Source organism: Salinivibrio kushneri (assembly GCF_005280275.1).
In the GTDB taxonomy this organism is placed as follows: Bacteria; Pseudomonadota; Gammaproteobacteria; order Enterobacterales; family Vibrionaceae; genus Salinivibrio; species Salinivibrio kushneri.
The window spans coordinates 87,086-108,143 of record NZ_CP040021.1 but is presented as its reverse complement, the minus strand read 5'-3'; the positions used below and the strand labels follow the sequence as shown (position 1 = coordinate 108,143).

Below are 21,058 nucleotides of genomic sequence, written 5' to 3'. Positions count from 1 at the left end.
GCCTCACTGCGCCAGTTGCACTGCGCCAGTTGCACTGCGCCAGTTGCACTGCGCCAGTTGCACTGCGTCAGTTACACTGGGTCAGTTACACTGCGTCAACTGCCCTCATCACTGAATGAATAAGGAAGGGTTATGCGTGTATTTTTTGCTTGTGTGTTGGTGGTATTACTCGCGGGCTGTTCGAAAGTCACCAAGCAAAACTATGATCAACTTGAAGTCGGCATGAGCTATGACGTGGTTGTGAGCCACATTGGCGAGCCAAGCCAATGCGACGACACCATGGGATTGACCCACTGTGTATGGGGTGGCGATGGTCAACACATCAAAGTCTCGTTTGTCGCCGACAAAGCCACCGTGCTGTCGGCAAAAGGGCTAAAATAGTCCCTCCCATAGCGCAACTCAATAGCGCAACGCGTGGTCGGCAAGCAGCACCACAAAGGTCGCGAAGATATGCCATATCGAGAACTTAAAGGTCTGCCACGCGATGCCTTTTTGCGACTGGGTTTTCAGTCGCCACGCATAGCCAACAAAGACCAGGTTTAGCGTGGTCGCCCCTACCAGATACAGCCAACCACTCATTCCAGTCAGCCAAGGGAAAATGCCCACGATGACCAGCAGTAGGGTATAAAGCAACACCATGGTTTGGGTAAACCCTACCCCGTGAGTGACCGGCAGCATTGGCACATCGGCTTTGGCATAATCATGGCGACGATGTATCGCTAACGCCCAAAAGTGAGGCGGCGTCCAGGTAAAAATGATCATCACCAACAGCAACGCATGCGCGTGAAGCTCTCCGGTCACCGCGGTCCAGCCTAGCAGTGGTGGCATTGCACCGGCCAAACCACCAATCACGATATTTTGCGGGGTCGCGGGTTTAAGCCACTGGGTATACACCAACGCATACCCGACCAGGCTAGCAAACGTTAGCCAAGCCGTGAGCGGGTTCAGCCACCAACAGGCGATAAAACCGCTCACCATCAGCCCTACCGCAAAGGCCAACGCGGCGCCTTGAGTGACTCGTCCCTCGGCAACGGGGCGATGGCGGGTGCGCTGCATTTTCGTGTCAATTTTCCAGTCGATCACGTGATTAAACACCGCCGCGGCACTGGCTTGTGCGCCAATGCCAAATAACCCTACCAATACGGCCGACCAAGGTGGCCAGCCGGGGGTGGCTAAACACATTCCCACCAGCGCAGTGAGGAGCAACATGGCGACCACGCGCGGCTTGGTCAGCTCATAATAATCTCGCCAACTAGCGCCAGCAGGCGTCGAAACACTAGCGGTACGTTGAAACTGTGCCATCACGGGCTCCTTGTCGGGTCGACGCTGAAAGACATAAAAATCGGGTGAGGAGCAATGTGGCCAATAGCGACAATCCACCGAGGTTATGCGCCACCGCCACACTCAGCGGCAGTAGCGCGACCACATTGGTCACGCCCAGCGTAATTTGAATCGCCAACACGGCGCTGACACTCATTGCCAGCGCACGCGCCCCAGCACGCCACAGCCCCCATGCCCAAGCGAGCACTAACGCGGTGACCACCATGGCGCCCAGACGGTGCGTGGCATGAATGGTCACCCGCTCGGCATGGTTCAGCACCCCAAACTGATAGGTATCGCTAAGAGGACTGACAGGATGAAAAGCGGAAGGGGTGAAAAGCTGCCACCAAGGGCTTTCACAGATAGGAAGCTGAGTGCATACAGTGGCGGCATAGTTGGCGGAGGTCCAGCCGCCGAGTCCGATTTGTATAATCACCGCCACCAAGGCCAAGGTACCCACACGACGTGCGGATGACGACACCGCAATTGCCGGCAATCGGAGCGCGCCTGTTGCCACCGCCAGCCAAACCAGCAAGCATACCGTGGTGAAACCACCGAGTAAGTGCGCCATTACCACCACCGGCATTAAACTTAGGGTCACCGTCCACATCCCTAGGGCGGCTTGCGCGATGACCACCACACTGAGCAAGGTGGTCAGCGGTCGCAACGCCTGATAGTCAGGACGTCGCCAGCTGATCCAGGCCAACGCAAAAATCGCCAGCCCTAGGGTGCCGGCCACGTAGCGGTGCAGCATTTCATTCCACGCTTTATTGATATCGAGCGGCGCATCTGGGAAACGCGACATGGCGACCGATTGCGCGCTGTCACTGGCCGGCACTCCTAAATGGCCATAGCATCCGGGCCAGTCTGGGCAGCCCAGTCCCGCTTCCGTCAGGCGGGTATACGCGCCGAGTCCAACCACCAGCACGGCCAGCATCAGTGTCGATAAGACGGCGAGTTGGTAGCGACGCGTTGCCATAATCAGCCTACCTTAGACAACTTGAGAAGCCGTTTGAGATCGCGCAATAAGCCTTTACCTTGCGCCACCCACTGGGTTTTATCGTCACTGACTGGATAGGCCAGCACCACATTGTTCATCGGATCGCTAAGATAAATGGTTTTTTTATCAAACGCTTGCTGCTGCCATGCCTGCGCTTGCTCCGTCGTCAGGGTTTGCCGTGTCAGTACCTCCGGCGCTTTCTGGGCGGTGCTCGTCAGTGCCACGCTACTGACCCGGTCTCGCTCTTTGCCCACCGCAATGGGAATTTGTGTTAACTGAAACAGCGCTTGTTCACACACAGAATCACATTGCTCTGGCACCCGATAAATCAACCGCCACTGGCCTTGTTCGGGTAACCAATTTAGGGTCGCTGGCTCAGAGAGAAACTGCCCGTAATTGGTGACCCCTTTTTCATACCAGCTTTTCTCCAGCACCAATTTCGCCACCACCACGGGCAGGACAAAAATGCCAATCAGTGCCACCAGCGTCATGCGTCCTTTCACATCGCTTCCCTCTGTTTTGTTTTGTACCACCAAATACCTGCGCCAATACTGACCGCGAGCGCCATCAATGCCCATTGCAAAGCATAGCCATAATGTTTTGCTGGCGGCATCACCACCGGCTGCCACACTGGCGTCACCCCAGCTTGCGCCAAGGCATCTGTGCTCGGCGTGGTCACATCCACCAGTTTTTCTGTCCGTATCAGCCACTGCGGATTAAGCGTTGGCAATTGGGCCTTCAAGGCTTGTAAGTCAATGCGCTGCCTCCGAGCGGGCCAATCATGCGATGCCGTTTCTTTTTTGAGTACCACCCGCTTAGACGGTGTATCAACGAAGCCAGACAGCTGGTAACGCGATGCCAACTCTGGCACCGCCGGCAAGCGGCGCAGCGCAGGCGCGGCCATCCAGCCCAACTCCACCAACCACCATTGCGATGGCTGCTGGCTTGGAATGAAGGGAAGAAAAAGGCGGTAGCCCACGCGACCTTGATGGGTCTGATTGTCGAGCCACACGGCAAACTCGGGACGAAACTGGCCATCAATCGCCAGGTATTGCCCTTTTTGCACCGAGCCTGAGAGCGATTCCGGTGCTTGATTGGCCTCAAACTGTGCCAGATGTTGGGCTTTTTGCTCGCCACGCGTCCATTGCCAATGGCTTAACTTGACGAGCAGCAAGACCACAACCACAGTCAATATCAGAAACCCCATTCGCCGTCCTTGTTTCATGATTACCTATTGCGCTAAGGAGCGCTTATGTTGGTCAAAGCTATTCTGATTTGTTTACTGGTTTTTATTCTGTTTAATCTCTTTCGTGCCTTGCCGGTACTCCTAAAAGGCGATAGTTCCGTGCCTTTATCGCGTTATCTCGGTCGGCGTGTGCTGTTTTCCGTAGTTGTCTTCGTATTATTACTGATTGCGCTCTCCATGGGCTGGATAGCCCCTAACCCGCGTCCTTACTGAGCTACAAGATATACACGAAGACAAACAAGCATAGCCAGACCACATCGACAAAGTGCCAATACCAGGCGCTAGCTTGAAAGCCAAAGTGATGCTCAGGGCTAAAATGCCCCCGCATCACACGCAGCCACACCACCAACAGCATGATGGTGCCTAATGTAACGTGTAGGCCATGAAAGCCAGTTAATAAATAAAAGGTGTTGCCATAAACTCCGGAATCGAGACGCAGATTCATTTCTTGGTAGGCGTGCACATACTCTTCACCTTGAAAGAACATAAACAGCGCCCCAAGCAATACCGTGACCAGTAAAAAGCCTTTCAGTCGCTCGCGCTGATTTTTTTCAATCGCGGTATGGGCAATATGGAGCGTGACCGATGAGGTCAGTAGGATAAGTGTGTTAAGCAAGGGCAGTCCCATTGCCGGCATCGCAGTGGTTTCAATCCCACCAGGCGTGAGGGTCAACGGCCACTGAGCGACAAAATCCGGCCACAGCACCGCCGCGGTCATCGCGTTATTGCTCGCACCACCGAGCCAAGGGACAGCGATAAAACGGGCATAAAAGAGCGCGCCGAAGAAGGCACCAAAAAACATCACCTCAGAGAAAATAAACCAGCTCATTCCTTGGCGAAAAGAGCGGTCCATTTGCGCCGAGTACAGCCCTTGCATGGACTCACGGATCACGTCGCGAAACCAGCCGGTAAGCATCACCAAAATAAGCACAGTGCCTGCCAGCAACAGCCAAGGGCCACTGCCACCAAATAAACCACCCACGGTCGCCCCCGCGCCAGCAGCGATTAAAAACAGCGCCACGGCACCGACAATCGGCCAAATACTCGCCGCTGGGACATAATAACGTTCAGGCGTCGCCATGAGCGTCTCCTTATTCCTCGGCGCTGGCGGTCACATCAAACAAGGTGTAAGCCAGCGTTAAGTGGTTAATGTCATCCGGCAACTCAGGATCCACGTAAAACACCAGGGGCAACGCAGCATCCTCCCCACGTGGTAATGGCTGACGGTTAAAGCAAAAACATTCAATTTTGTTCAAGTACTGCGCCGCTAGACCCGGCGAGACCGAAGGCACGGCTTGGCCAATGGTGTCGTAGCGCGCGTTATTGGTTGCGAGATAATTAATCGTGTGAGTCGCACCAGGGTGCACTTGCATCTGGTTGACTTGGGGCTCAAACGTCCAACGCATGCCGGGGTTGATATAGGCGATAAACTCAATGGTCACCAAGCGGTCTTGATCAATGCCTGCGCTGGATGCGGCCGCCTCGGTATCGGTTTTACCATTAATCCCCGTCACCTCACAGAACACGTCATACAAAGGCACTAAGGCAAAGGCAAAGCCAAACATCACCACTGCGAGTAGCAGTAATCGGCGAGCGGAGCGGGTTGATTTAGTGGCCATCTCGCACCTCCTTGAGATCAGGCGGTGTCTCAAAGGTGTGATACGGTGCCGGTGAAGGTACAGTCCACTCCAGCCCTTCGGCACCTTCCCACGGTTTAGCGGCCGCTGGTGCGCCACCCCGTGCGCATTGAATCACCACCACCAAGAAGATGAGTTGCGATAAACCAAAGGCAAAGCCACCGATACTGACAATCGCATTCACGTCGGCAAACTGCAGGGCATAGTCAGGGATCCGGCGTGGCATCCCCGCCAGTCCCAGAAAGTGCATGGGGAAGAAAAGCACATTCACCGAAATCACCGAACACCAAAAGTGCCACTTGGCCAAGGTTTCATTAAACATATGGCCCGTCCACTTGGGGAGCCAGTAGTAAGCGGCGGCCATAATCGAGAACACCGCCCCCGAAACCAGCACATAGTGGAAGTGCGCCACCACAAAATAGGTATCGTGATACTGAAAATCGACCGGGGTAATGGCCAGCATCAAGCCCGAAAACCCACCGATGGTAAACAAGACAATAAAGGCAATCGCAAACAACATGGGCACTTCAAAGGTCAAGGATCCCCGCCACATGGTGGCGACCCAGTTAAAGACCTTCACCCCAGTGGGCACCGAAATCAGCATGGTACAGAACATGAAAAATAGTTCGGCAAACACCGGCATCCCGGTGGTGAACATATGGTGCGCCCACACCAAAAAGCTCAACCCCGCAATCGAGGCGGTGGCATACACCATCGAGCTATAACCGAACAGGCGCTTGCGTGAAAACGCAGGGACAATGGCCGAGATAATGCCAAAGCTTGGCAAAATCATGATGTAGACCTCGGGGTGACCAAAGAACCAGAAAATATGCTGAAACAAAACTGGATCGCCGCCCCCCGCGGCATCGAAAAAGCTGGTACCAAAGTACTTATCGGTAAGCACCATGGTGGCCGCGCCCGCCAACACCGGCATCACTGCAATGAGCAAAAAGGCGGTGATCAGCCACGTCCAAACAAACAGCGGCATTTTCATGTAGGTCATGCCCGGCGCACGCATATTGGTGATGGTGACAATCACATTGATGGCGCCCATGATCGAGCTGATCCCCATGATATGCAGGGCAAACACAAATAAGCCGGTACTGTCTGGGCTATAGGTGGTCGACAGCGGTGCGTAGAAAGTCCAACCAAAGTTAGGGCCGCCGCCTTCCATAAACAAGGAGCCAATGAGTAGCAAGAATGCGAACGGCAGGATCCAAAAGCTCCAGTTATTCATCCGTGGCAGCGCCATGTCCGGCGCCCCAATCATCATCGGCACCATCCAGTTAGCCAAACCGGTAAACGCGGGCATCACCGCGCCAAACACCATGATCAGGCCATGCACTGTGGTCATTTGGTTGAAAAAGTTAGGCTCAACCAATTGTAGTCCGGGCTGGAAAAGCTCGGCGCGGATCACCATCGCCATTGCCCCACCCAGTAAAAACATGGTGAAGCTGAAAATCAGGTACATGGAGCCAATGTCTTTGTGGTTGGTGGTCAACACCCAACGCATGATCCCACGTGGTTTGTGGTGATGATCGCCATGCAGGTTATCTGGGGTAGTATCTGTCATCACGCGCTCCTAAAGATCTTCACCTGACTTTACCGCGTTGATTTGCGCAGCTTGTACGGTCTCACCAGTGTCATTGCCCCACGCATTACGCTCATAGGTCACCACCGCTGCCAATTCTTTGAGCGACAATTGCGGGCCAAACGCTTGCATGGCAGTGCCCGCTTTACCGTTGACGACAATATCGATATGGTCGACCAATCTATCCGGTTGAGTAGCAATCTCAGCGCCGGCCAACGCGGGGAACACGCCCGGCATCCCTTGCCCTTCGCTTTGGTGACACATGCCACAGCGGCTGTCATACACTTGTTTGCCGAGCGCCATCAGCTCATCCATCGGCATTTCCATGTCCAGCAAGCGTTGCTCCTCTTCGCGCGCTTTCTGCTGTGCCAAGGCGGTTTCTTGCACCCAAGCATCAAATTCCGCTTGGGGCTTGGCGATCACCACAATCGGCATAAAGCCGTGGTCTTTCCCGCACAGCTCTGCACATTGGCCGCGGTAAATGCCGGGCTTATCAATTTTGGTCCACGCCTCATTAATAAAGCCGGGGTTGGCATCTTTCTTCACCGCAAAGGCGGGCACCCACCACGAATGAATCACATCTTGTGAGGTGATCAAAAAGCGCACCTTACGCCCCACCGGCAACACCAAAGGCTGATCGACCTCGAGCAAATAGGTATCACGCTTTTGTCTTTCATTGCGGATTTGTTCCGGACTAGAGGCAAGCAGTGAAAAGAAGGCAACGTCATGGTCAAAATAGCGGTAATGCCACTTCCATTGTGAGCCCGTTACCTGCACCGTGAGTGCCGGCTCGCTGGTATCTTCCATATCGAGTAACACCTGGGTGGCCGGAATTGCCATGCCCACCAAAATCAAAAACGGCACGAGCGTCCACGCAATTTCTACTTTGGTGCTTTCATGAAACGAGGCAGGCTTTGCGCCTTTGGATTTGCGGTGGCGGATGATGGCCCAAAACATCACCCCGAATACCAGCACGCCAATCGCCACGCAGATGTAAAAGATGGTCATGTGCAGGTCATACACCTGCTGACTGATGGCCGTCACCCCTTGGGTGAGGTTCCAGCCTTCACGCTCGGCGGCCAGCGCTGGGCCACTGAGCAAAGCCATTCCCAATGCTAGGATTCGTCGTTGGTGCCTCAGCACGGCTCCCTCCTGCCTCACGGCATCAATGCAAAGCCTCGCTGCCTATGGCCACATACCAACGTCTCACGCCGTGATAGCAGTCAGAGTGGCGATATCAGCAAGCCGTCGTTAAGGAAAAAATGCGATACAGCCGGTCAAGTTCATTAACGTTTTATTTACATTCAATTTAGGAGAGGTTTGCCTAAAGGACAAAAAAACAGCAGAAAAAGATCGTGATGCCAAGCACATACTGATACATCACGCAGGCGCGGCAGGCGGCGAACCACGCCGCACTACAGTTCTAGGTGCAGAACCACCGGGGTAAAACGCAGACGGTAACGCGGCATCGCCGCCAGGGCACGCTGCCACAGTCGCCAACGCGGACACGGCTTATCGAGCGGGGATTTTTCCTCCACGCGACACGCCCAAGGTAACGCATTAATAATCGCCATTCTGGGGTCGGTGAACCCGTGTTGGTAGCGCTCACAGCCGAGCTTTTGGCCCATGTGAGTATGACATTTGTCCCCCGCCAAGACCAAGCAAGCCTCAAGTTGGGGGAAATAACGGCTAATATGGTGGCAAAAAGCAGAAATGTCTTGGTTAGTGCATTCTAACAAGGCTTGATCGCAAATCAGCATCGTCGGGTGACCGGCCGGCACCGCCAACTGCGCCAGCCAGTCAAGCTGCTTGACCGAGCCTTGCACCATCCGAAACCGCTCACTGGTATGAAAGAGGCGCTCACGCCAGAGCAGGGTTTCGTCCACGTCCACTTCCAACCAGCGACAGCGGCCGTTATCCAATCGATAAAAGCGGGTATCTAATCCGCCACCCACGTTAATAATCCACGCAGTGGGATGCTGGGCCAAAAACTGTTTGACGATGGCATCACATTGGCTAGTGAGTGTGGCATAAAGCAGCTGGGTTTGATCGAGGTTGCGCCAATCGCATTCGGGCTGCAACACGCACCCCTGACAGGCCGCGGCCGCCATAGGATCATAGATCACCCCGTCGTCAGTCAGGCTCTCACGACTGCGCAGCCACATTGGCTTAAATAGCTTACTGGGAACAGAATGCTGTTGAGTACGCACGGACACCTCCACACACGATAATTTTTGATGATAATAATTATCGTTTAACTTAGCAAGAATGCAAAGGTGTTTTTTTAACCGCGCTTTAATGGCGGACGCTCTCGCCCGCCCAGGCCAGGATCACATCCAGTCGGTATTACGGATCACCCCCACAGCGACGCCTTCAATGGTCAGCGATTGTGCGGTTAAATCCACCGAAATGGGCATAAACTCATCGTTTTCAGCGTGAAGGACCACTTGTGCGCCTTTTTTCTCAAGGCGTTTGACCGTCACATCGTCATCGACACGGGCAACCACCACCTGGCCATTGTGCACATCTTGCGTTTTGTGGACGGCGAGCAAATCACCATCGAGGATACCAATGTCTTTCATGCTCATGCCATTCACACGAAGCAGGAAGTCAGCATTAGGCTTGAATAGCGCAGGATCGACCTGATAGTGGCTTTCCACGTGCTCTTGCGCCAGTATCGGCTCCCCGGCGGCGACACGACCAATTAAGGGCAGCCCTTGCTCTTCCGGCGTCACCACTTCTTCTTCACTGATCAAACGAATACCACGCGAGGCGCCTGGGATAATCTCCAGTACCCCTTTGCGGGCCAAGGCTTTTAAATGCTCCTCAGCGGCATTCGCCGAACGAAACCCCAATTGACGGGCGATCTCGGCGCGGGTGGGGGGCATTCCTGTCTCTTCAATGTGTGCTTTAATCAAATCGAAGATCTGTTGCTGTCTCGCGGTTAACGGCTTCATGCTCTTACCTGTCTTTTTATACAGTTAACTGTGAGTATATCCAGTAAACTGCAGCTTGAAAAGCACTAATTATGCCCACGAGAAGCGGATCTCATTCTCGTGAACGCCGCCGATGACGCGCAGCAGAGCGGTCAATCTCGACCTTTGTTTGCAAGTTCGCGGCACTTTTCTGCTATCCTTGGCGCGCATTTTGAATTTGAGGCACTGACAATCATGGCGCTCTGGCAAAAGATTTATTACAAGCTATTGAATTTGCCGCTTTCTGCCTGGGTAAAAACCCAATGCATTCCCTCTGAACCGGTCGAACAGCTTAATCTGTCACTCGCACGGCCCATCGTGTATGTGTTGCCGTTTCGGTCTCATTCGGATTTATTAACCTTACGGCGTACCTGTCTGCGTCAAGGGCTTCCCGATCCGTTAACGCCCTTGACCATTGGCGATGTCACCTTGCCGCGCTACGTGTTTATTAGTCACGGACGCAAGGTGTTTTCCGGTGATGACGATCTGCCTGCGCGCTCGCTCGCGCATTTTAAAGACTTACTCCACTTACACCGGCAAGACAGCGAGTTAGATATTCAACTTGTGCCTGCCTCGGTGCTTTGGCAGCGCGATCCGGGCAATGAGACCCAGCGCCACCAAGCCATTCTGCGCGCGATGAATGGCCCCGAGAAGCTGTGGACCATTCTTACTCGTGGCCGTGATGGCATGGTGCGCATCAGCCAAGCGGTGTCGCTGCGCTACATGGCCGACAAGCACGGCACCGACCAAGCCATCGCCCATAAATTGGCGCGGGTGGCGATGATCCACTTCTCGCGGCAAAAACTCGCGGCTTCAGGCCCTCGTTTGCCTAATCGCGCTCTGCTATTCAAACGCCTGCTGGCATCAAAGGCCATCGACAAAGTCGTCCACGACGAAGCGCAAAGCCGTGATGTATCGGTTGAAAAAGTTCGTAAAGAAGCGGTCGATATGATGGAAGAGATCGCCGCTAACTTTTCCTATCGCTTGATCCGTTACAGTGACCGCATTCTTACCTGGCTTTGGAACAAGCTCTATCAAGGCATCAACGTCAATAATGCCGAACGAGTACGTCAGTTAGCGCAAGACGGTCATGAAATCGTTTATGTGCCCTGCCACCGCTCACACATGGACTACTTATTGCTTTCGTATGTGCTGTACAAAGAAGGGTTGGTGCCACCGCATATTGCCGCTGGCGTGAATCTCAACTTCTTCCCCGCTGGGCCGCTTTTCCGTCGTGGTGGTGCCTTCTTTATTCGCCGCAGCTTTAAGGGCAACCGCCTGTATTCCACCGTTTTCCGCGAGTACTTGGCCGAGTTATTTGCCCGAGGTTACTCGGTCGAGTACTTTGCCGAAGGGGGCCGCTCTCGCACAGGCCGCTTACTGCCAGCAAAAACAGGCATGCTCGCCATGACCTTGCAAGCCATGCTGCGCGGTCAACAACGCCCCATTACCTTGGTGCCTGTCTATATCGGCTACGAGCACGTCATGGAGGTCAACACCTACGCCAAAGAGCTCCAAGGCCAACGCAAAGAGAAAGAAAGCTTTGGCCAGGTGCTTGGTATTGTGCGCAAACTGCGTAATTATGGCCTCGGTTACGTTAACTTTGGCGAGCCCATTGCACTCAACCAGCACCTTAATGAACAAGTCCCTGACTGGCATGACTACGTCAACCCCATCGAGCCACAAAAGCCGGCGTGGATGAACCCAGTCGTCAGCGATTTGGCCACCAAGGTGATGACCCACATTAACGATGCGGCGGCCACGAATGCCCTCAACTTATGTGCCACTGCATTGCTCGCCTCGCGCCAGCGCGCCTTAAGCCGTGAAGCACTGGAAACACAACTGGGTGTGTATAAGGCTTTATTAACGCAAGCGCCTTACTCGCCAAGCAGCAGTGTGCCTCAAGCGTCACCGGCGGATTTGGTCGATCACGCGTTATCACTCAACAAATTGGTGGTCGAAAAAGACACCATGGGCGAGGTGATTTCCTTAGATCGCCAACAAGCGATCCTAATGACCTATTATCGCAACAATGTGATCCATCTGGTGGCGCTGCCGTCGCTGATCGCGCAAATATTGGTGACCCACAAATCGATTAGCCAATCGGGCTTACGCGCCTGCGTACAGCAGCTGTACCCCTTGCTCAAAGCAGAACTTTTTATGAGTTTTGATGACGCGGGACTCGAAAGCTATTTCGATGCCTTGCTACATGCGATGCACGATCAGTCGCTGCTGTGTTGTGACGATGGCAAAGTGACCATGAATAATGCCAAGCTCGGTGAGCTGCAATTACTTGGCCGTACCATTGCCGAAACGCTGCAGCGCTACGCGATTACGCTCACCTTATTCAGCCACCAGCCACACATTGATAAGCGCGATTTGGAAAAACACAGCCAAATGCTGGCACAGCGTCTGAGCCGCTTACACGGTATTAATGCACCTGAGTTTTTTGACAAAGGCGTATTTAGCACCTTCGTCGATACGCTCCGTGAGCAAGGCTATTTGGATGATGATGCCAAAGCCAATGCCGAGCGTATCGCCGCACTCAACGATCTGGTGTGTGGGTTAATTTCACCGGAAGTGCAATTGACCATTCAAGCGGTGCTTAATCAGCCACTAGGTACGCACAAGACGGACAAAAGCTAAGCGAAACCGTCCGTTCACCAATCAACCCTGATCAAAAAAGGCGCTTTATCAAGAAGCGCCTTTCTTATCTTTCTCTTCAAACTGGGTTAACCGTATACACCCAGCAATACACCAATAAAAATCACTAAGCCGACATAGTTATTGTTCAAAAAGGCTTTAAAGCACGCCATTCGCTCGCGCTCTCTGGCAAGGTATTGCTGATAAACAAACAAGGCAAAAGCGGCCAATAAGCTCCACTGATAGGCTGGAGACAGCGCTAACCACTGCCCAGCGAGCATCAGCAGCCCCAAGGTTAATAATTGCAAGCCACCCACTGCCGCTTTGTCCCAGCGGCCAAATAAAATGGCGGTCGATTTGATGCCAATTTTAACGTCATCGTCTCTGTCGACCATGGCATACAAGGTGTCATAAGCGATAGTCCAACAAATGTTAGCCAGAAACAACAGCCAAACTACGGGGGGCAGCGCATTTTGCGCCGCCGCAAACGCCATCGGGATCGCCCAACTAAACGCCAGCCCTAACACTAACTGGGGCAGATGGGTGTAGCGCTTCATAAAAGGGTAAATAAACGCCAGCGCAACGCCGACAAAAGAGAGTTGAATGGTCAAACGGTTTTGAGTGAGCACCAACAAAAAAGCGCCCAATACCAACGTAATAAAAAAGCCAATGGCCTCTTTTTCGTTGATCCGTCCGGCCGGTAACGGCCTGTCTTTAGTACGCTTAACATGGCCATCGACGTGGCGATCTGCATAGTCATTAATCACGCAACCTGCAGCGCGCATCATATACACACCGAGCACAAAGACCGCTAAAGTTGATAGTGGCGGTAGACCCTCCGCCGCTAAAAACAAAGCCCATAGAGTGGGCCATAACAGCAGTAAGGTGCCAATAGGTCGGTCTAAACGTGCTAACTGTCCAAAGGCCGCCAGTTTTGCGCTCATGCCGGGATCTCCTTTCCATACACAGGTGAGTCTGGCAAAAACAGCTCCGCCACTAACATTGGCCGATTGTGAAGCCAAAGGCGAGAGCGACGCGCATGTAACTGATGCGATAGACACGCCACATTGGCGGTTTCAATCGCATCGCGGCGAGAGGCGCGCTGTTTAAATACATGTTGACCCAATGGCTCGGTGCCCAACGCGTGCAAGTGTCCTCCTTGCCCTTCTAAGGTGGAAGCGGGCATCAGGGTGCGCGCGCACAGCCAAGGACGCCCATCCCCTTTTAATACCACTTCGCGCACCACACAAGCCTCTTGGCCAATCAGCGCGATTTCGCCGTCGGTCAGTTTATCGGGGGTTAATTGATAAACAGCAATCACATCCACATCAAAGTCATGACAGTGGCGCTTTAGCCTCGCTGTCATCGAGTGCGATTCGAGTAACCAACTGCCCTCTGCGGTGCGCTTTAGCGCCGCAATATCTGGTCGCTCCCAGCGTGCCATTTGCAGCGCTTCTAAATAGGTATGATTTAATTCCGACATTGGTTCCTGTGCCACATCGCGCAAAATTCGCCTGTCCTTACCGCTAAGGGGTGGACAATGTTGCTATACTCGGCTGGTAATTGTATCAGGCTGGCTGCGTTTGGAGAATGCGCTCGGCCTACCCTTATCACACCATGAACGGAATAACTGGGTCACTATGAGTAAAAAGCAACCCCTATTAATGGTCGTACTGAGCGTGTTGTTCTGGCTTAGTGCCGCCGTCCATGCACAAGAAGAGGGTGAGCGTAACCCTAAATACAGTTACTTTTCTTTGGAGCCTGAGATCACCACCAACTATGTGACCGAAGGTCGCCGGCTCGGTTTTATCAAGATAAAAGTGGAGTTGATGGTCGATAACCCCAAGCTCGTCAGTGAGCTGGAGTATCACTCTCCCCTGATCCGCGATGTGATTATTGAAACCTTGAACCAGCAAACCGCTACCCAGATAAAATCCTTGTCTGGCCGGGAAACGATTAGGAAAAAGTGTTTAGAGAAGGTCAACGAACTCTTACTCGCCGAAACCAATCGCCGCATGCTCACCGACCTATTATTCACTAAATACTTATACCAATGATGACTCGGCGGTGACGTCAGCGACCCATCCAGGGTGGCTGATCACCTCAAGATGGCTCCCCTGCGCGCTTAGCATGTCGCGGATCTGTGCTGGTGGCGTCGCGTCAGTAAAGACCATATCAAGCTGGGTGATATTCCCCAGATTCACCATGGCATTACGGCCGAATTTGGTATGATCTGCCGCTAACATCACACAACGACTATTATCAAGAATGGCTTTTTTGACCCGCACTTCATGGTAGTCAAAGTCGAGCAGTGAGCCATCATCATCAATGCCACTGATACCAAGGATGCCAAAGTCGAGCCGAAACTGAGAGACAAAGTCGAGTGTGGCTTCACCCACAATCCCGCCATCACGGTTACGTACTTCGCCGCCCGCAATAATCACCGTAAAATCCTGCTTTGGCATCAGGATCGCGGCGGCATTCAAGTTGTTGGTCACTACCCGTAAGTTTTGGTGATCTAACAACGCCCGTGCCACGGCTTCAGGTGTGGTGCCAATATCGATAAACAAGGTGGCACCATCGGGAATGTGTTGGACAAGCGCTTGGGCGATGGTGTCTTTTTCGTGCTGCTGAAGCACTTTACGGGTGGCATACGCGGTATTTTCAGAGCTGGACGGCACCGTTGCGCCCCCATGATGGCGACGAATATGGTTCTCTGCCGCCAATTCATTAAGATCGCGTCGAATGGTTTGCGGGCTGACATTGAAGCGCTCAACCAAGTCTTCCGTGCTCACGTATCCTTGTGACTTAACCAGATCAATGATTTGCTGATGACGTTTGTTTTGCTTCACTGCTTCTCCCCTTACAAAAAAGCCCCCGCGAACACGAGGGCTTCCTAGTTTACGCCTAGCCACTAGGCGATGCCAAGACAGATCATTTAGGCAGCGTGCACAGCTGTGTCACGGCGCACACGATGCTCCCCAACCCAGGCTAAGCACAAGAAGAAGATGGCCAACCCACACCCGCCGGTGAGCAGCATAAAGCCACCGTCCCAGCCGAAGTGGTCGACGGTATAGCCAAGCGCGATATTCGCGACAACCGCGCCACCCAGATAGCCGAATAAACCGGTCAGGCCTGCCGCAGTGCCCGCCGCTTTTTTCGGTGCCAACTCCAAGGCATACAGACCAATCAGCATCACCGGCCCGTAAATCAAGAAACCAATCGCCACCAGTGCGACCATGTCGATGCCCGGATTGCCAGCTGGGTTAAACCAGTATACCAACACTGCCACGGTCACCAGCACCATAAACAACACACCGGCTGGCGCCCGTGCCCCTTTGAAGAATTTATCAGACATCCAGCCACATAATAAGGTGCCCGGGATCCCCGCCCATTCATAGAGGAAGTAGGCCCATGAGGATTTATCCACGGTAAAGCCTTTGGCTTCATCAAGATAAACCGGTGCCCAATCGAGTACGCCATAACGAATCAAATAGACAAAGGCGTTAGCAATCGCGATGTACCATAACAGACGGTTCTTCATCACGTAGGTGACGAAAATGTCTTTGGCGGTCATCTCTTTCTCGAACGCGTCCTCGTCATAGTTTTCTGGGTAATCGTCTTTATACTCCTCAATCGGTGGCAAGCCACACGATTGTGGAGTGTCACGTAGCGTTAACCAGATAAACACAGCAACCAGTGCGGCAAAAAACGCAGGAACATAAAAAGACGCACGCCAGTCATCATTAAACAGCCACAAGCCGAGCAAGAATAGCGGCCCAATCAAGCCACCCCCGACGTTATGCGCCACATTCCAAACCGACACCAGCTCACCACGCTCTTTCCGTGACCACCAGTGCACCATGGTGCGCCCACAGGCAGGCCAGCCCATGCCTTGTACCCAGCCATTAATAAACAGCAGGATAAACATGATGGTAATGCTGCTGGTTGTCCAAGGAAGGAAACCAAAACTGAACATCACCAACGATGACATTAACAGCCCAGCACTGAGGAAATAACGTGGGTTTGAGCGGTCAGAGACACTGCCCATTAAGAATTTTGATAAGCCGTAAGCGATGGACACAGCAGCGAGCGCCACCCCCAAATCACCACGACTAAAGCCATACTCATCAATCAAATACGGCATGGCCAAGCTAAAGTTTTTACGCACGAGATAATAACCGGCGTAGCCGATAAAAATCCCAATAAACAATTGCCAACGCAGTCGAGTGTAGGTGTCACCGATCTGCGCCTGGGGCAATCTTTGCCGGTGAGCAGCCGGACGGAAGATTCCAAACATGAGAGGGTCCTCAGTAAGATGTACGCGATGGATTTATAAAAGGATAAAAATCAAAGAAGTGAGCAATAAATTTTCGTATTCGCTCAACAGGTAGAATAATTACTCAAATTGAAAACAAAAACCGTGAAAGCGAACATAAAAACATAGATCTGACGCAATAAAATTGCGCTTACGAACAAAAAAAGAGCAGATACCTGCTCTTTTTTCTATCAACGGCGGATAAACCCACCACGTGTAGACCCCTTTCAGCCCGTTGAATGGCGTTTTGCATCCCAAAGCGCTAGCAAACAGCCGATGATCAAACCAAATAAATGCGCCATATTGGCAATGTTCATGCCCATCGGCTGGAAAAAGCCAATCACCAGCCATGCCAGCATAAAGACAACATACGGCTTTTCCACCGTGAGACCACGCGATGGCGCCAGCCAAGTCATCCACCATAAATAGCCTAACAGCGCGTAAACCACGCCCGAGAGACCACCAAAGTAAGGCCCTTCCAACCAATACTGGCCGAGTCCCGAGAAAAGCGCGGCGAATAAAAAGATTTGAACCAGCTTACTGCTGCTGCCGAGGCGCTCGATGCGACCACCAAGCACCCACCACCAGAGTAAGTTGAAAATAATATGCAACGCGGAAAAATGCAGCAGTGCATGGCTGAATAGACGCCACAGCTGCCAGCGCTGTTCACTGTCTGCCGGAAACAGCAAGCTGCGCACCACAACCTCAAACCCACCGAGCGTCATAAGTGCAAACAACACCACGCTGGCACTCATGACCATTAGAGTGACCGGGCCAGATTTATCTTTAACGGTTTGCCACAATCCGGCTGACGGATAGTGAAAACGGGCATGACGGGTTTCGGCGACTTGCCAAGATGCCGCTTGATAACGACTGTGCATGGGATCAGCGATAAATCGTTCCAGCTCGCTATCCACCCACGCCTTATCATTATCGTTGACTAACCAAATCGCCACTTGTGCGTCTGGCTCGGGGGCAAGCTCAAGACTGACCCGATGCGCCGCCGCATAATCGACAAACGCCTGTGCCAAGCGTGCATTTGGCAGTACCGCGAGTTTTTGCATGACGTGTCCTATTGATGATCACTATTTAAGATCGATACCCGACGCGGTCGGCAGCGCTTGGCGCTGCCAAGCCTCAAAGCCACCATCGACACTGTATACCGCATCAAAGCCTTGATTGATCAAATACTGTGCCGCGCCTTGGCTGCTGATCCCGTGATAACACATCACCAGCACCGGCTGATCAAAGTCGACCTGATCCATAAACGAGACCAAGGTATCGTTAGTCAGGTGGTACGCATCTTGAGGGTGAGCAACCTGAAATGTTTGCGGATCGCGAATATCCACTAATACTGCATTTTGCTGATCATCACGCAGCATTTCCCACGCATCGGTCACAGAGATGTGTGCAAACTGATCCATACCTTTTACCTCTTCACTCACAAAGTTATTCCCAACTGACGTCACACGGCGATAACGTGCTCCTCACGGTGAACCTGCATTGTACCTGAGTTTGCGCGCACGCGTCTGCGTCACCAAACCAGCAACGTGCGTTTTTTGATCGACTGTGGAAAAAGGTGTGGATTGCGTTGATAAGCGATGATCCTTGATTCGGATCCACTAGATGTAGTAAGGATCCAGGATAAGCTGTGAATAACTTTTTAATATCACGGTTTTCATCCATTCGATAGGCATAAAAAAACCGGCCTAGTGGCCGGTTCATCTTCGATTGACTGCGCGCTTACAGCGCATCACCCATTGCTTGCTTCAGTTTTTTCATCGCGTTCTTCTCAAGTTGACGAATACGCTCCGCCGACACTTGATAATGATCCGCGAGATCTTGCAATGTGGCCTTATCATCGTCTAACCAACGCGAGCGAACAATATGTTGGCTGCGCTCGTCCAGTGCCGAGAGGGCGCTGGCCAAGCGGCGATTGGCGTGCGATTCCCAGTTCTCCGCCTCTAGCGACGCGGCAATATCGGAGGTTTTGTCCTCCAGATAATAGACAGGGGCCATTGGACCGCTTTCGCGCTCATCGTCGGCATTCGCCGGCGCTTCAAAGGTCGCATCTTGTGCGGCCAACCGCGCTTCCATTTCGCGCACCTCAGACGCTTCCACGCCGAGTTGCTCTGCGACCATATTCACTTCGTCGTTATTAAACCAACCCAAGCGCTTTTTGTTTTTACGCAAGTTAAAGAAAAGCTTACGCTGCGCTTTGGTGGTTGCCACTTTAACGATACGCCAGTTACGCAATACGTACTCGTGAATTTCAGCTTTGATCCAATGGACAGCAAAGGACACGAGGCGCACGCCAACCTCTGGGTTGAAACGCTTCACCGCCTTCATCAAGCCAATGTTGCCTTCTTGTACCAAGTCTGCCATCGGGAGACCGTATCCGGTGTATCCACGGGCGATATGAACAACAAAACGCAAGTGAGATAAGATCAGCGACTTCGCCGCCTCCAGATCACCATGATAATGGAGACGCTCGGCCAGCGAATGCTCCTCTTCAGCGCTGAGCATAGGGTGGCTGTTTACCGCTTGCAGATAACCGTCGATGTTATCTTGAACAATCGGTGCCAATGCGTTCATCTCTTTTGTCATTCAAACCTCGTTTCCGAATCGTCGAAGACCGAATTGCTGATTAAGCATGCAAAAATATACCCAAGCAGGGGCAAACTGCAAGCCTTTATCTGTGTGTTGTGGGTCTATGACCATATTCACCCTACACAGGTTCAATTTCTTTTAAATGTCGGCGCGTCGCCAGCAGCGCCGCCAATACCCCAAGTAAGATGGAGCCCATTAACAATAGCAAAGATTCATCCCAATTGAGTCCGCTAAGGGTAAAGGGACTGTCATAAAGCTGTGCAAATTGCCGCACCGCCCCATCCATTAACCAGGTGTTTAATCCGGTGAGTAACCACGCGACGATCGCCGCCAGTCCGCCCAACCATGCGCCCATGTAAAGATAAGGCCGTAAGATAAAACGATCGGTCGCTCCGACCATTTTCATCACTTGGATCCGTGCACGATGATGGAGTACCTGCAGCCGCAAGGTATTCCCCACGAGTAGCACGACAGCTGCCAACATCAACCCAGAAAAAAGCCAGGCAAGCGTAATGGCCAGTGTTTTGATCGCGTCCAACCGTGCTAGCCAATCAGTATCTAACCGCACTTCGTCGACTTCAGCCAGTACCGAAAGCTTGTCGGACAAGGCTTCAACACGGGCGGTCAAAGAGATGGCGTCTTCTCCATCTGCGCGGGTCACGTCAGGCACCACCACCAACACAGCAGGCAAAGGATTATTATCTAACAAGCTCACCGCTTGATTAAAGCCTCGCTGCTGTTTGAGCGACGCCATACCTTGGTCGGGCGAGATGTACTCAATGCTATCAATCGCGGCCCAATCCCCCAGCTGCTTCGCCAGTGCTTCACCTTGCTGCGACGATTGCTCGGGGGTTAAGAACACATTGAGCTCAGCAGGGCTATGCCACTGCGCGCTCACTGCCACCACATTCTTGGCCAATAAGTAGAAAGTGGCGGGTAAGGAAAGTGCAACCGCTAACACCATCAAGGTGAGTAGATTCCCCATCGGGCGTTGAAACAGATCCCGCCAGGCCGTCGAGGCATGACGCTTTTGCGTCTGCATAAAAGATTCAGCCATGACTGACCTCCGCCAAACTGCCTTGCTGAAGGTCAAAGCGCCTAAGATGACGATATTGCTCCAGCAAGCTAGTGTCATGGGTTGCCATGAGAATGGTTACGCCTACTTGGTTGAACAGGCGAAAAAGCTCCATGATTTGCGCTGATAACGCGGCATCGAGATTCCCCGTTGGCTCGTCCGCCAACAGGACTTGCGGGCGATTGACCACCGCCCGGGCAATCCCAACGCGCTGCTGTTCGCCCCCTGATAGCTGAATCGGGAAACAACGCGCTTTATCCAACAGCCCCACTTTATCTAACGCCGCAGACACGCGTTTTTTGATTTCACCTTCTGGCTGCTGCTCAATACGCAACGGCAACGCCACATTCTCGTAAACCGTCGCGTCCATCAGCAGGTTATGATCCTGAAAAATGATCCCTAAATGGCGACGCAAAAAGGGGATATCTTGGCGCGGAATGCGGGAAATATCATGGCCATTGAAGTAAATCTGCCCATCACTGGGGCGTTCAATGGCGCAGATCAGTTTCAGCAGCGTGCTCTTTCCGGCACCAGAATGGCCGGTTAACAGCGCCATATCCCCTTTGGGAAGCTCAAAGCTGACTTTTTGCAGCGCCTGACGACCGCCCCGATAGGCTTTACTTACCTGCTGAAACTGAATCAC

General features: G+C 52.8%; 23 protein-coding genes. 4 read left to right on the top strand and 19 right to left on the bottom strand.

The genetic code is table 11. The annotated features are described in order from the left end of the window. Positions 1-132 precede the first annotated feature (132 nt). Positions 133-381: a DUF3862 domain-containing protein gene (locus tag FCN78_RS00525; protein WP_077456791.1), complete on the top strand. Its 249-nt coding sequence runs from the start codon at positions 133-135 to the stop codon at positions 379-381. Positions 382-399: 18 nt separating this feature from the next. On the opposite strand, the gene cyoE is transcribed toward FCN78_RS00525, so the two are convergent. Genes cyoE through FCN78_RS00505 form a run of 4 tightly spaced genes read right to left on the bottom strand, consistent with a single transcriptional unit; the run spans position 400 to position 3,527 of the window. Then, on the bottom strand, positions 400-1,302 hold the full coding sequence (cyoE, locus tag FCN78_RS00520) for a heme o synthase (RefSeq protein ID WP_069361971.1): 903 nt from the start codon (positions 1,300-1,302) through the stop codon (positions 400-402). Next, positions 1,277-2,299: a COX15/CtaA family protein gene (locus FCN78_RS00515; RefSeq protein WP_077659107.1), complete on the bottom strand. Its 1,023-nt coding sequence runs from the start codon at positions 2,297-2,299 to the stop codon at positions 1,277-1,279. The genes cyoE and FCN78_RS00515 overlap by 26 nt, the downstream gene beginning before the upstream one ends. Positions 2,300-2,301: 2 nt before the next feature. After that, positions 2,302-2,823, bottom strand: coding sequence for a hypothetical protein (locus FCN78_RS00510; protein WP_077659106.1), 522 nt, complete (start codon positions 2,821-2,823; stop codon positions 2,302-2,304). Beyond that, the gene (locus FCN78_RS00505; RefSeq protein WP_158012815.1) at positions 2,820-3,527 is read right to left on the bottom strand and encodes an SURF1 family protein; all 708 of its coding nucleotides are present in this window, start codon (positions 3,525-3,527) and stop codon (positions 2,820-2,822) included. The genes FCN78_RS00510 and FCN78_RS00505 overlap by 4 nt, the downstream gene beginning before the upstream one ends. 45 nt (positions 3,528-3,572) lie before the next feature. Here FCN78_RS00505 and FCN78_RS00500 point away from each other — a divergent pair, with 45 nt between their 5' ends. Then, the gene (locus tag FCN78_RS00500; RefSeq protein ID WP_069361974.1) at positions 3,573-3,779 is read left to right on the top strand and encodes a DUF2909 family protein; all 207 of its coding nucleotides are present in this window, start codon (positions 3,573-3,575) and stop codon (positions 3,777-3,779) included. Between the two features lies 1 nt (position 3,780). Here FCN78_RS00500 and FCN78_RS00495 read toward each other — a convergent pair whose 3' ends face one another. The 6 genes from FCN78_RS00495 to lexA form a co-directional block, all read right to left on the bottom strand. Further along, positions 3,781-4,647: a cytochrome c oxidase subunit 3 gene (locus FCN78_RS00495; protein WP_069361975.1), complete on the bottom strand. Its 867-nt coding sequence runs from the start codon at positions 4,645-4,647 to the stop codon at positions 3,781-3,783. Positions 4,648-4,657: 10 nt separating this feature from the next. After that, positions 4,658-5,185, bottom strand: a complete 528-nt coding sequence (locus FCN78_RS00490; RefSeq protein WP_077485951.1) for a cytochrome c oxidase assembly protein — start codon at positions 5,183-5,185, stop codon at positions 4,658-4,660. Further along, positions 5,175-6,776, bottom strand: coding sequence for a cytochrome c oxidase subunit I (ctaD, locus tag FCN78_RS00485; protein WP_077659104.1), 1,602 nt, complete (start codon positions 6,774-6,776; stop codon positions 5,175-5,177). Before ctaD ends, FCN78_RS00490 begins: the two co-directional genes overlap by 11 nt. A 9-nt stretch (positions 6,777-6,785) precedes the next feature. Continuing rightward, entirely contained in the window at positions 6,786-7,901 is a 1,116-nt protein-coding gene (coxB, locus tag FCN78_RS00480; RefSeq protein WP_069361978.1) for a cytochrome c oxidase subunit II, read from the bottom strand. Between the two features lie 308 nt (positions 7,902-8,209). After that, positions 8,210-9,004, bottom strand: a complete 795-nt coding sequence (locus tag FCN78_RS00475; protein ID WP_235607563.1) for a class I SAM-dependent methyltransferase — start codon at positions 9,002-9,004, stop codon at positions 8,210-8,212. A 120-nt stretch (positions 9,005-9,124) separates the two neighbouring features. Further along, positions 9,125-9,751, bottom strand: coding sequence for a transcriptional repressor LexA (lexA, locus tag FCN78_RS00470; protein ID WP_077456800.1), 627 nt, complete (start codon positions 9,749-9,751; stop codon positions 9,125-9,127). 213 nt (positions 9,752-9,964) lie between these two features. On the opposite strand from lexA, the gene plsB reads away from it, so the two are divergent. Continuing rightward, the gene (gene plsB, locus FCN78_RS00465) at positions 9,965-12,415 is read left to right on the top strand and encodes a glycerol-3-phosphate 1-O-acyltransferase PlsB (protein ID WP_077659179.1); all 2,451 of its coding nucleotides are present in this window, start codon (positions 9,965-9,967) and stop codon (positions 12,413-12,415) included. Between the two features lie 86 nt (positions 12,416-12,501). Here the strand turns inward: plsB and ubiA are convergent, their stop codons facing one another. Continuing rightward, positions 12,502-13,356 (bottom strand): 4-hydroxybenzoate octaprenyltransferase, encoded by an 855-nt coding sequence (ubiA, locus tag FCN78_RS00460; protein ID WP_077659103.1) that lies wholly within the window; start codon positions 13,354-13,356, stop codon positions 12,502-12,504. Beyond that, on the bottom strand, positions 13,353-13,895 hold the full coding sequence (locus FCN78_RS00455) for a chorismate lyase (RefSeq protein ID WP_069361982.1): 543 nt from the start codon (positions 13,893-13,895) through the stop codon (positions 13,353-13,355). Before FCN78_RS00455 ends, ubiA begins: the two co-directional genes overlap by 4 nt. Positions 13,896-14,052: 157 nt before the next feature. On the opposite strand from FCN78_RS00455, the gene FCN78_RS00450 reads away from it, so the two are divergent. Beyond that, positions 14,053-14,469 carry a flagellar basal body-associated protein FliL gene (locus tag FCN78_RS00450; protein WP_069361983.1) on the top strand — a complete coding sequence of 139 codons (417 nt, stop codon included), beginning with the start codon at positions 14,053-14,055 and terminating at the stop codon, positions 14,467-14,469. Here FCN78_RS00450 and FCN78_RS00445 read toward each other — a convergent pair. From FCN78_RS00445 to ftsE, 7 genes are all read right to left on the bottom strand, one after another. Further along, the gene (locus tag FCN78_RS00445) at positions 14,458-15,264 is read right to left on the bottom strand and encodes a DeoR/GlpR family transcriptional regulator (RefSeq protein ID WP_069361984.1); all 807 of its coding nucleotides are present in this window, start codon (positions 15,262-15,264) and stop codon (positions 14,458-14,460) included. The two genes, FCN78_RS00450 and FCN78_RS00445, sit on opposite strands and share 12 nt — an antisense overlap. 86 nt (positions 15,265-15,350) lie before the next feature. Then, on the bottom strand, positions 15,351-16,712 hold the full coding sequence (glpT, locus tag FCN78_RS00440) for a glycerol-3-phosphate transporter (RefSeq protein WP_069361985.1): 1,362 nt from the start codon (positions 16,710-16,712) through the stop codon (positions 15,351-15,353). Between the two features lie 245 nt (positions 16,713-16,957). After that, positions 16,958-17,794, bottom strand: coding sequence for a rhomboid family intramembrane serine protease GlpG (gene glpG / locus FCN78_RS00435; protein WP_077608868.1), 837 nt, complete (start codon positions 17,792-17,794; stop codon positions 16,958-16,960). Positions 17,795-17,815: 21 nt separating this feature from the next. After that, positions 17,816-18,154, bottom strand: coding sequence for a thiosulfate sulfurtransferase GlpE (gene glpE, locus FCN78_RS00430; RefSeq protein WP_069361999.1), 339 nt, complete (start codon positions 18,152-18,154; stop codon positions 17,816-17,818). Between the two features lie 319 nt (positions 18,155-18,473). Next, a complete protein-coding gene (rpoH, locus tag FCN78_RS00425) occupies positions 18,474-19,337 on the bottom strand; it encodes an RNA polymerase sigma factor RpoH (protein ID WP_077649620.1) in 864 nt (287 codons plus the stop codon). Between the two features lie 121 nt (positions 19,338-19,458). Continuing rightward, entirely contained in the window at positions 19,459-20,397 is a 939-nt protein-coding gene (ftsX, locus tag FCN78_RS00420; protein WP_077659102.1) for a permease-like cell division protein FtsX, read from the bottom strand. After that, the gene (gene ftsE / locus FCN78_RS00415) at positions 20,390-21,058 is read right to left on the bottom strand and encodes a cell division ATP-binding protein FtsE (protein ID WP_046074629.1); all 669 of its coding nucleotides are present in this window, start codon (positions 21,056-21,058) and stop codon (positions 20,390-20,392) included. Before ftsE ends, ftsX begins: the two co-directional genes overlap by 8 nt.

Bases quoted from the DNA above. Each gene is read 5' to 3' on its own strand.
- FCN78_RS00525 (WP_077456791.1), top strand. From the start codon at position 133: ATGCGTGTATTTTTTGCTTGTGTGTTGGTGGTATTACTCGCGGGCTGT.
- cyoE (WP_069361971.1), bottom strand. From the start codon at position 1,302: ATGGCACAGTTTCAACGTACCGCTAGTGTTTCGACGCCTGCTGGCGCT.
- FCN78_RS00515 (WP_077659107.1), bottom strand. From the start codon at position 2,299: ATGGCAACGCGTCGCTACCAACTCGCCGTCTTATCGACACTGATGCTG.
- FCN78_RS00505 (WP_158012815.1), bottom strand. From the start codon at position 3,527: ATGGGGTTTCTGATATTGACTGTGGTTGTGGTCTTGCTGCTCGTCAAG.
- FCN78_RS00500 (WP_069361974.1), top strand. From the start codon at position 3,573: ATGTTGGTCAAAGCTATTCTGATTTGTTTACTGGTTTTTATTCTGTTT.
- FCN78_RS00495 (WP_069361975.1), bottom strand. From the start codon at position 4,647: ATGGCGACGCCTGAACGTTATTATGTCCCAGCGGCGAGTATTTGGCCG.
- FCN78_RS00490 (WP_077485951.1), bottom strand. From the start codon at position 5,185: ATGGCCACTAAATCAACCCGCTCCGCTCGCCGATTACTGCTACTCGCA.
- ctaD (WP_077659104.1), bottom strand. From the start codon at position 6,776: ATGACAGATACTACCCCAGATAACCTGCATGGCGATCATCACCACAAA.
- coxB (WP_069361978.1), bottom strand. From the start codon at position 7,901: ATGGCTTTGCTCAGTGGCCCAGCGCTGGCCGCCGAGCGTGAAGGCTGG.
- lexA (WP_077456800.1), bottom strand. From the start codon at position 9,751: ATGAAGCCGTTAACCGCGAGACAGCAACAGATCTTCGATTTGATTAAA.
- plsB (WP_077659179.1), top strand. From the start codon at position 9,965: ATGGCGCTCTGGCAAAAGATTTATTACAAGCTATTGAATTTGCCGCTT.
- ubiA (WP_077659103.1), bottom strand. From the start codon at position 13,356: ATGAGCGCAAAACTGGCGGCCTTTGGACAGTTAGCACGTTTAGACCGA.
- FCN78_RS00455 (WP_069361982.1), bottom strand. From the start codon at position 13,895: ATGTCGGAATTAAATCATACCTATTTAGAAGCGCTGCAAATGGCACGC.
- FCN78_RS00450 (WP_069361983.1), top strand. From the start codon at position 14,053: ATGAGTAAAAAGCAACCCCTATTAATGGTCGTACTGAGCGTGTTGTTC.
- glpT (WP_069361985.1), bottom strand. From the start codon at position 16,712: ATGTTTGGAATCTTCCGTCCGGCTGCTCACCGGCAAAGATTGCCCCAG.
- glpG (WP_077608868.1), bottom strand. From the start codon at position 17,794: ATGCAAAAACTCGCGGTACTGCCAAATGCACGCTTGGCACAGGCGTTT.
- glpE (WP_069361999.1), bottom strand. From the start codon at position 18,154: ATGGATCAGTTTGCACACATCTCTGTGACCGATGCGTGGGAAATGCTG.
- rpoH (WP_077649620.1), bottom strand. From the start codon at position 19,337: ATGACAAAAGAGATGAACGCATTGGCACCGATTGTTCAAGATAACATC.
- ftsX (WP_077659102.1), bottom strand. From the start codon at position 20,397: ATGGCTGAATCTTTTATGCAGACGCAAAAGCGTCATGCCTCGACGGCC.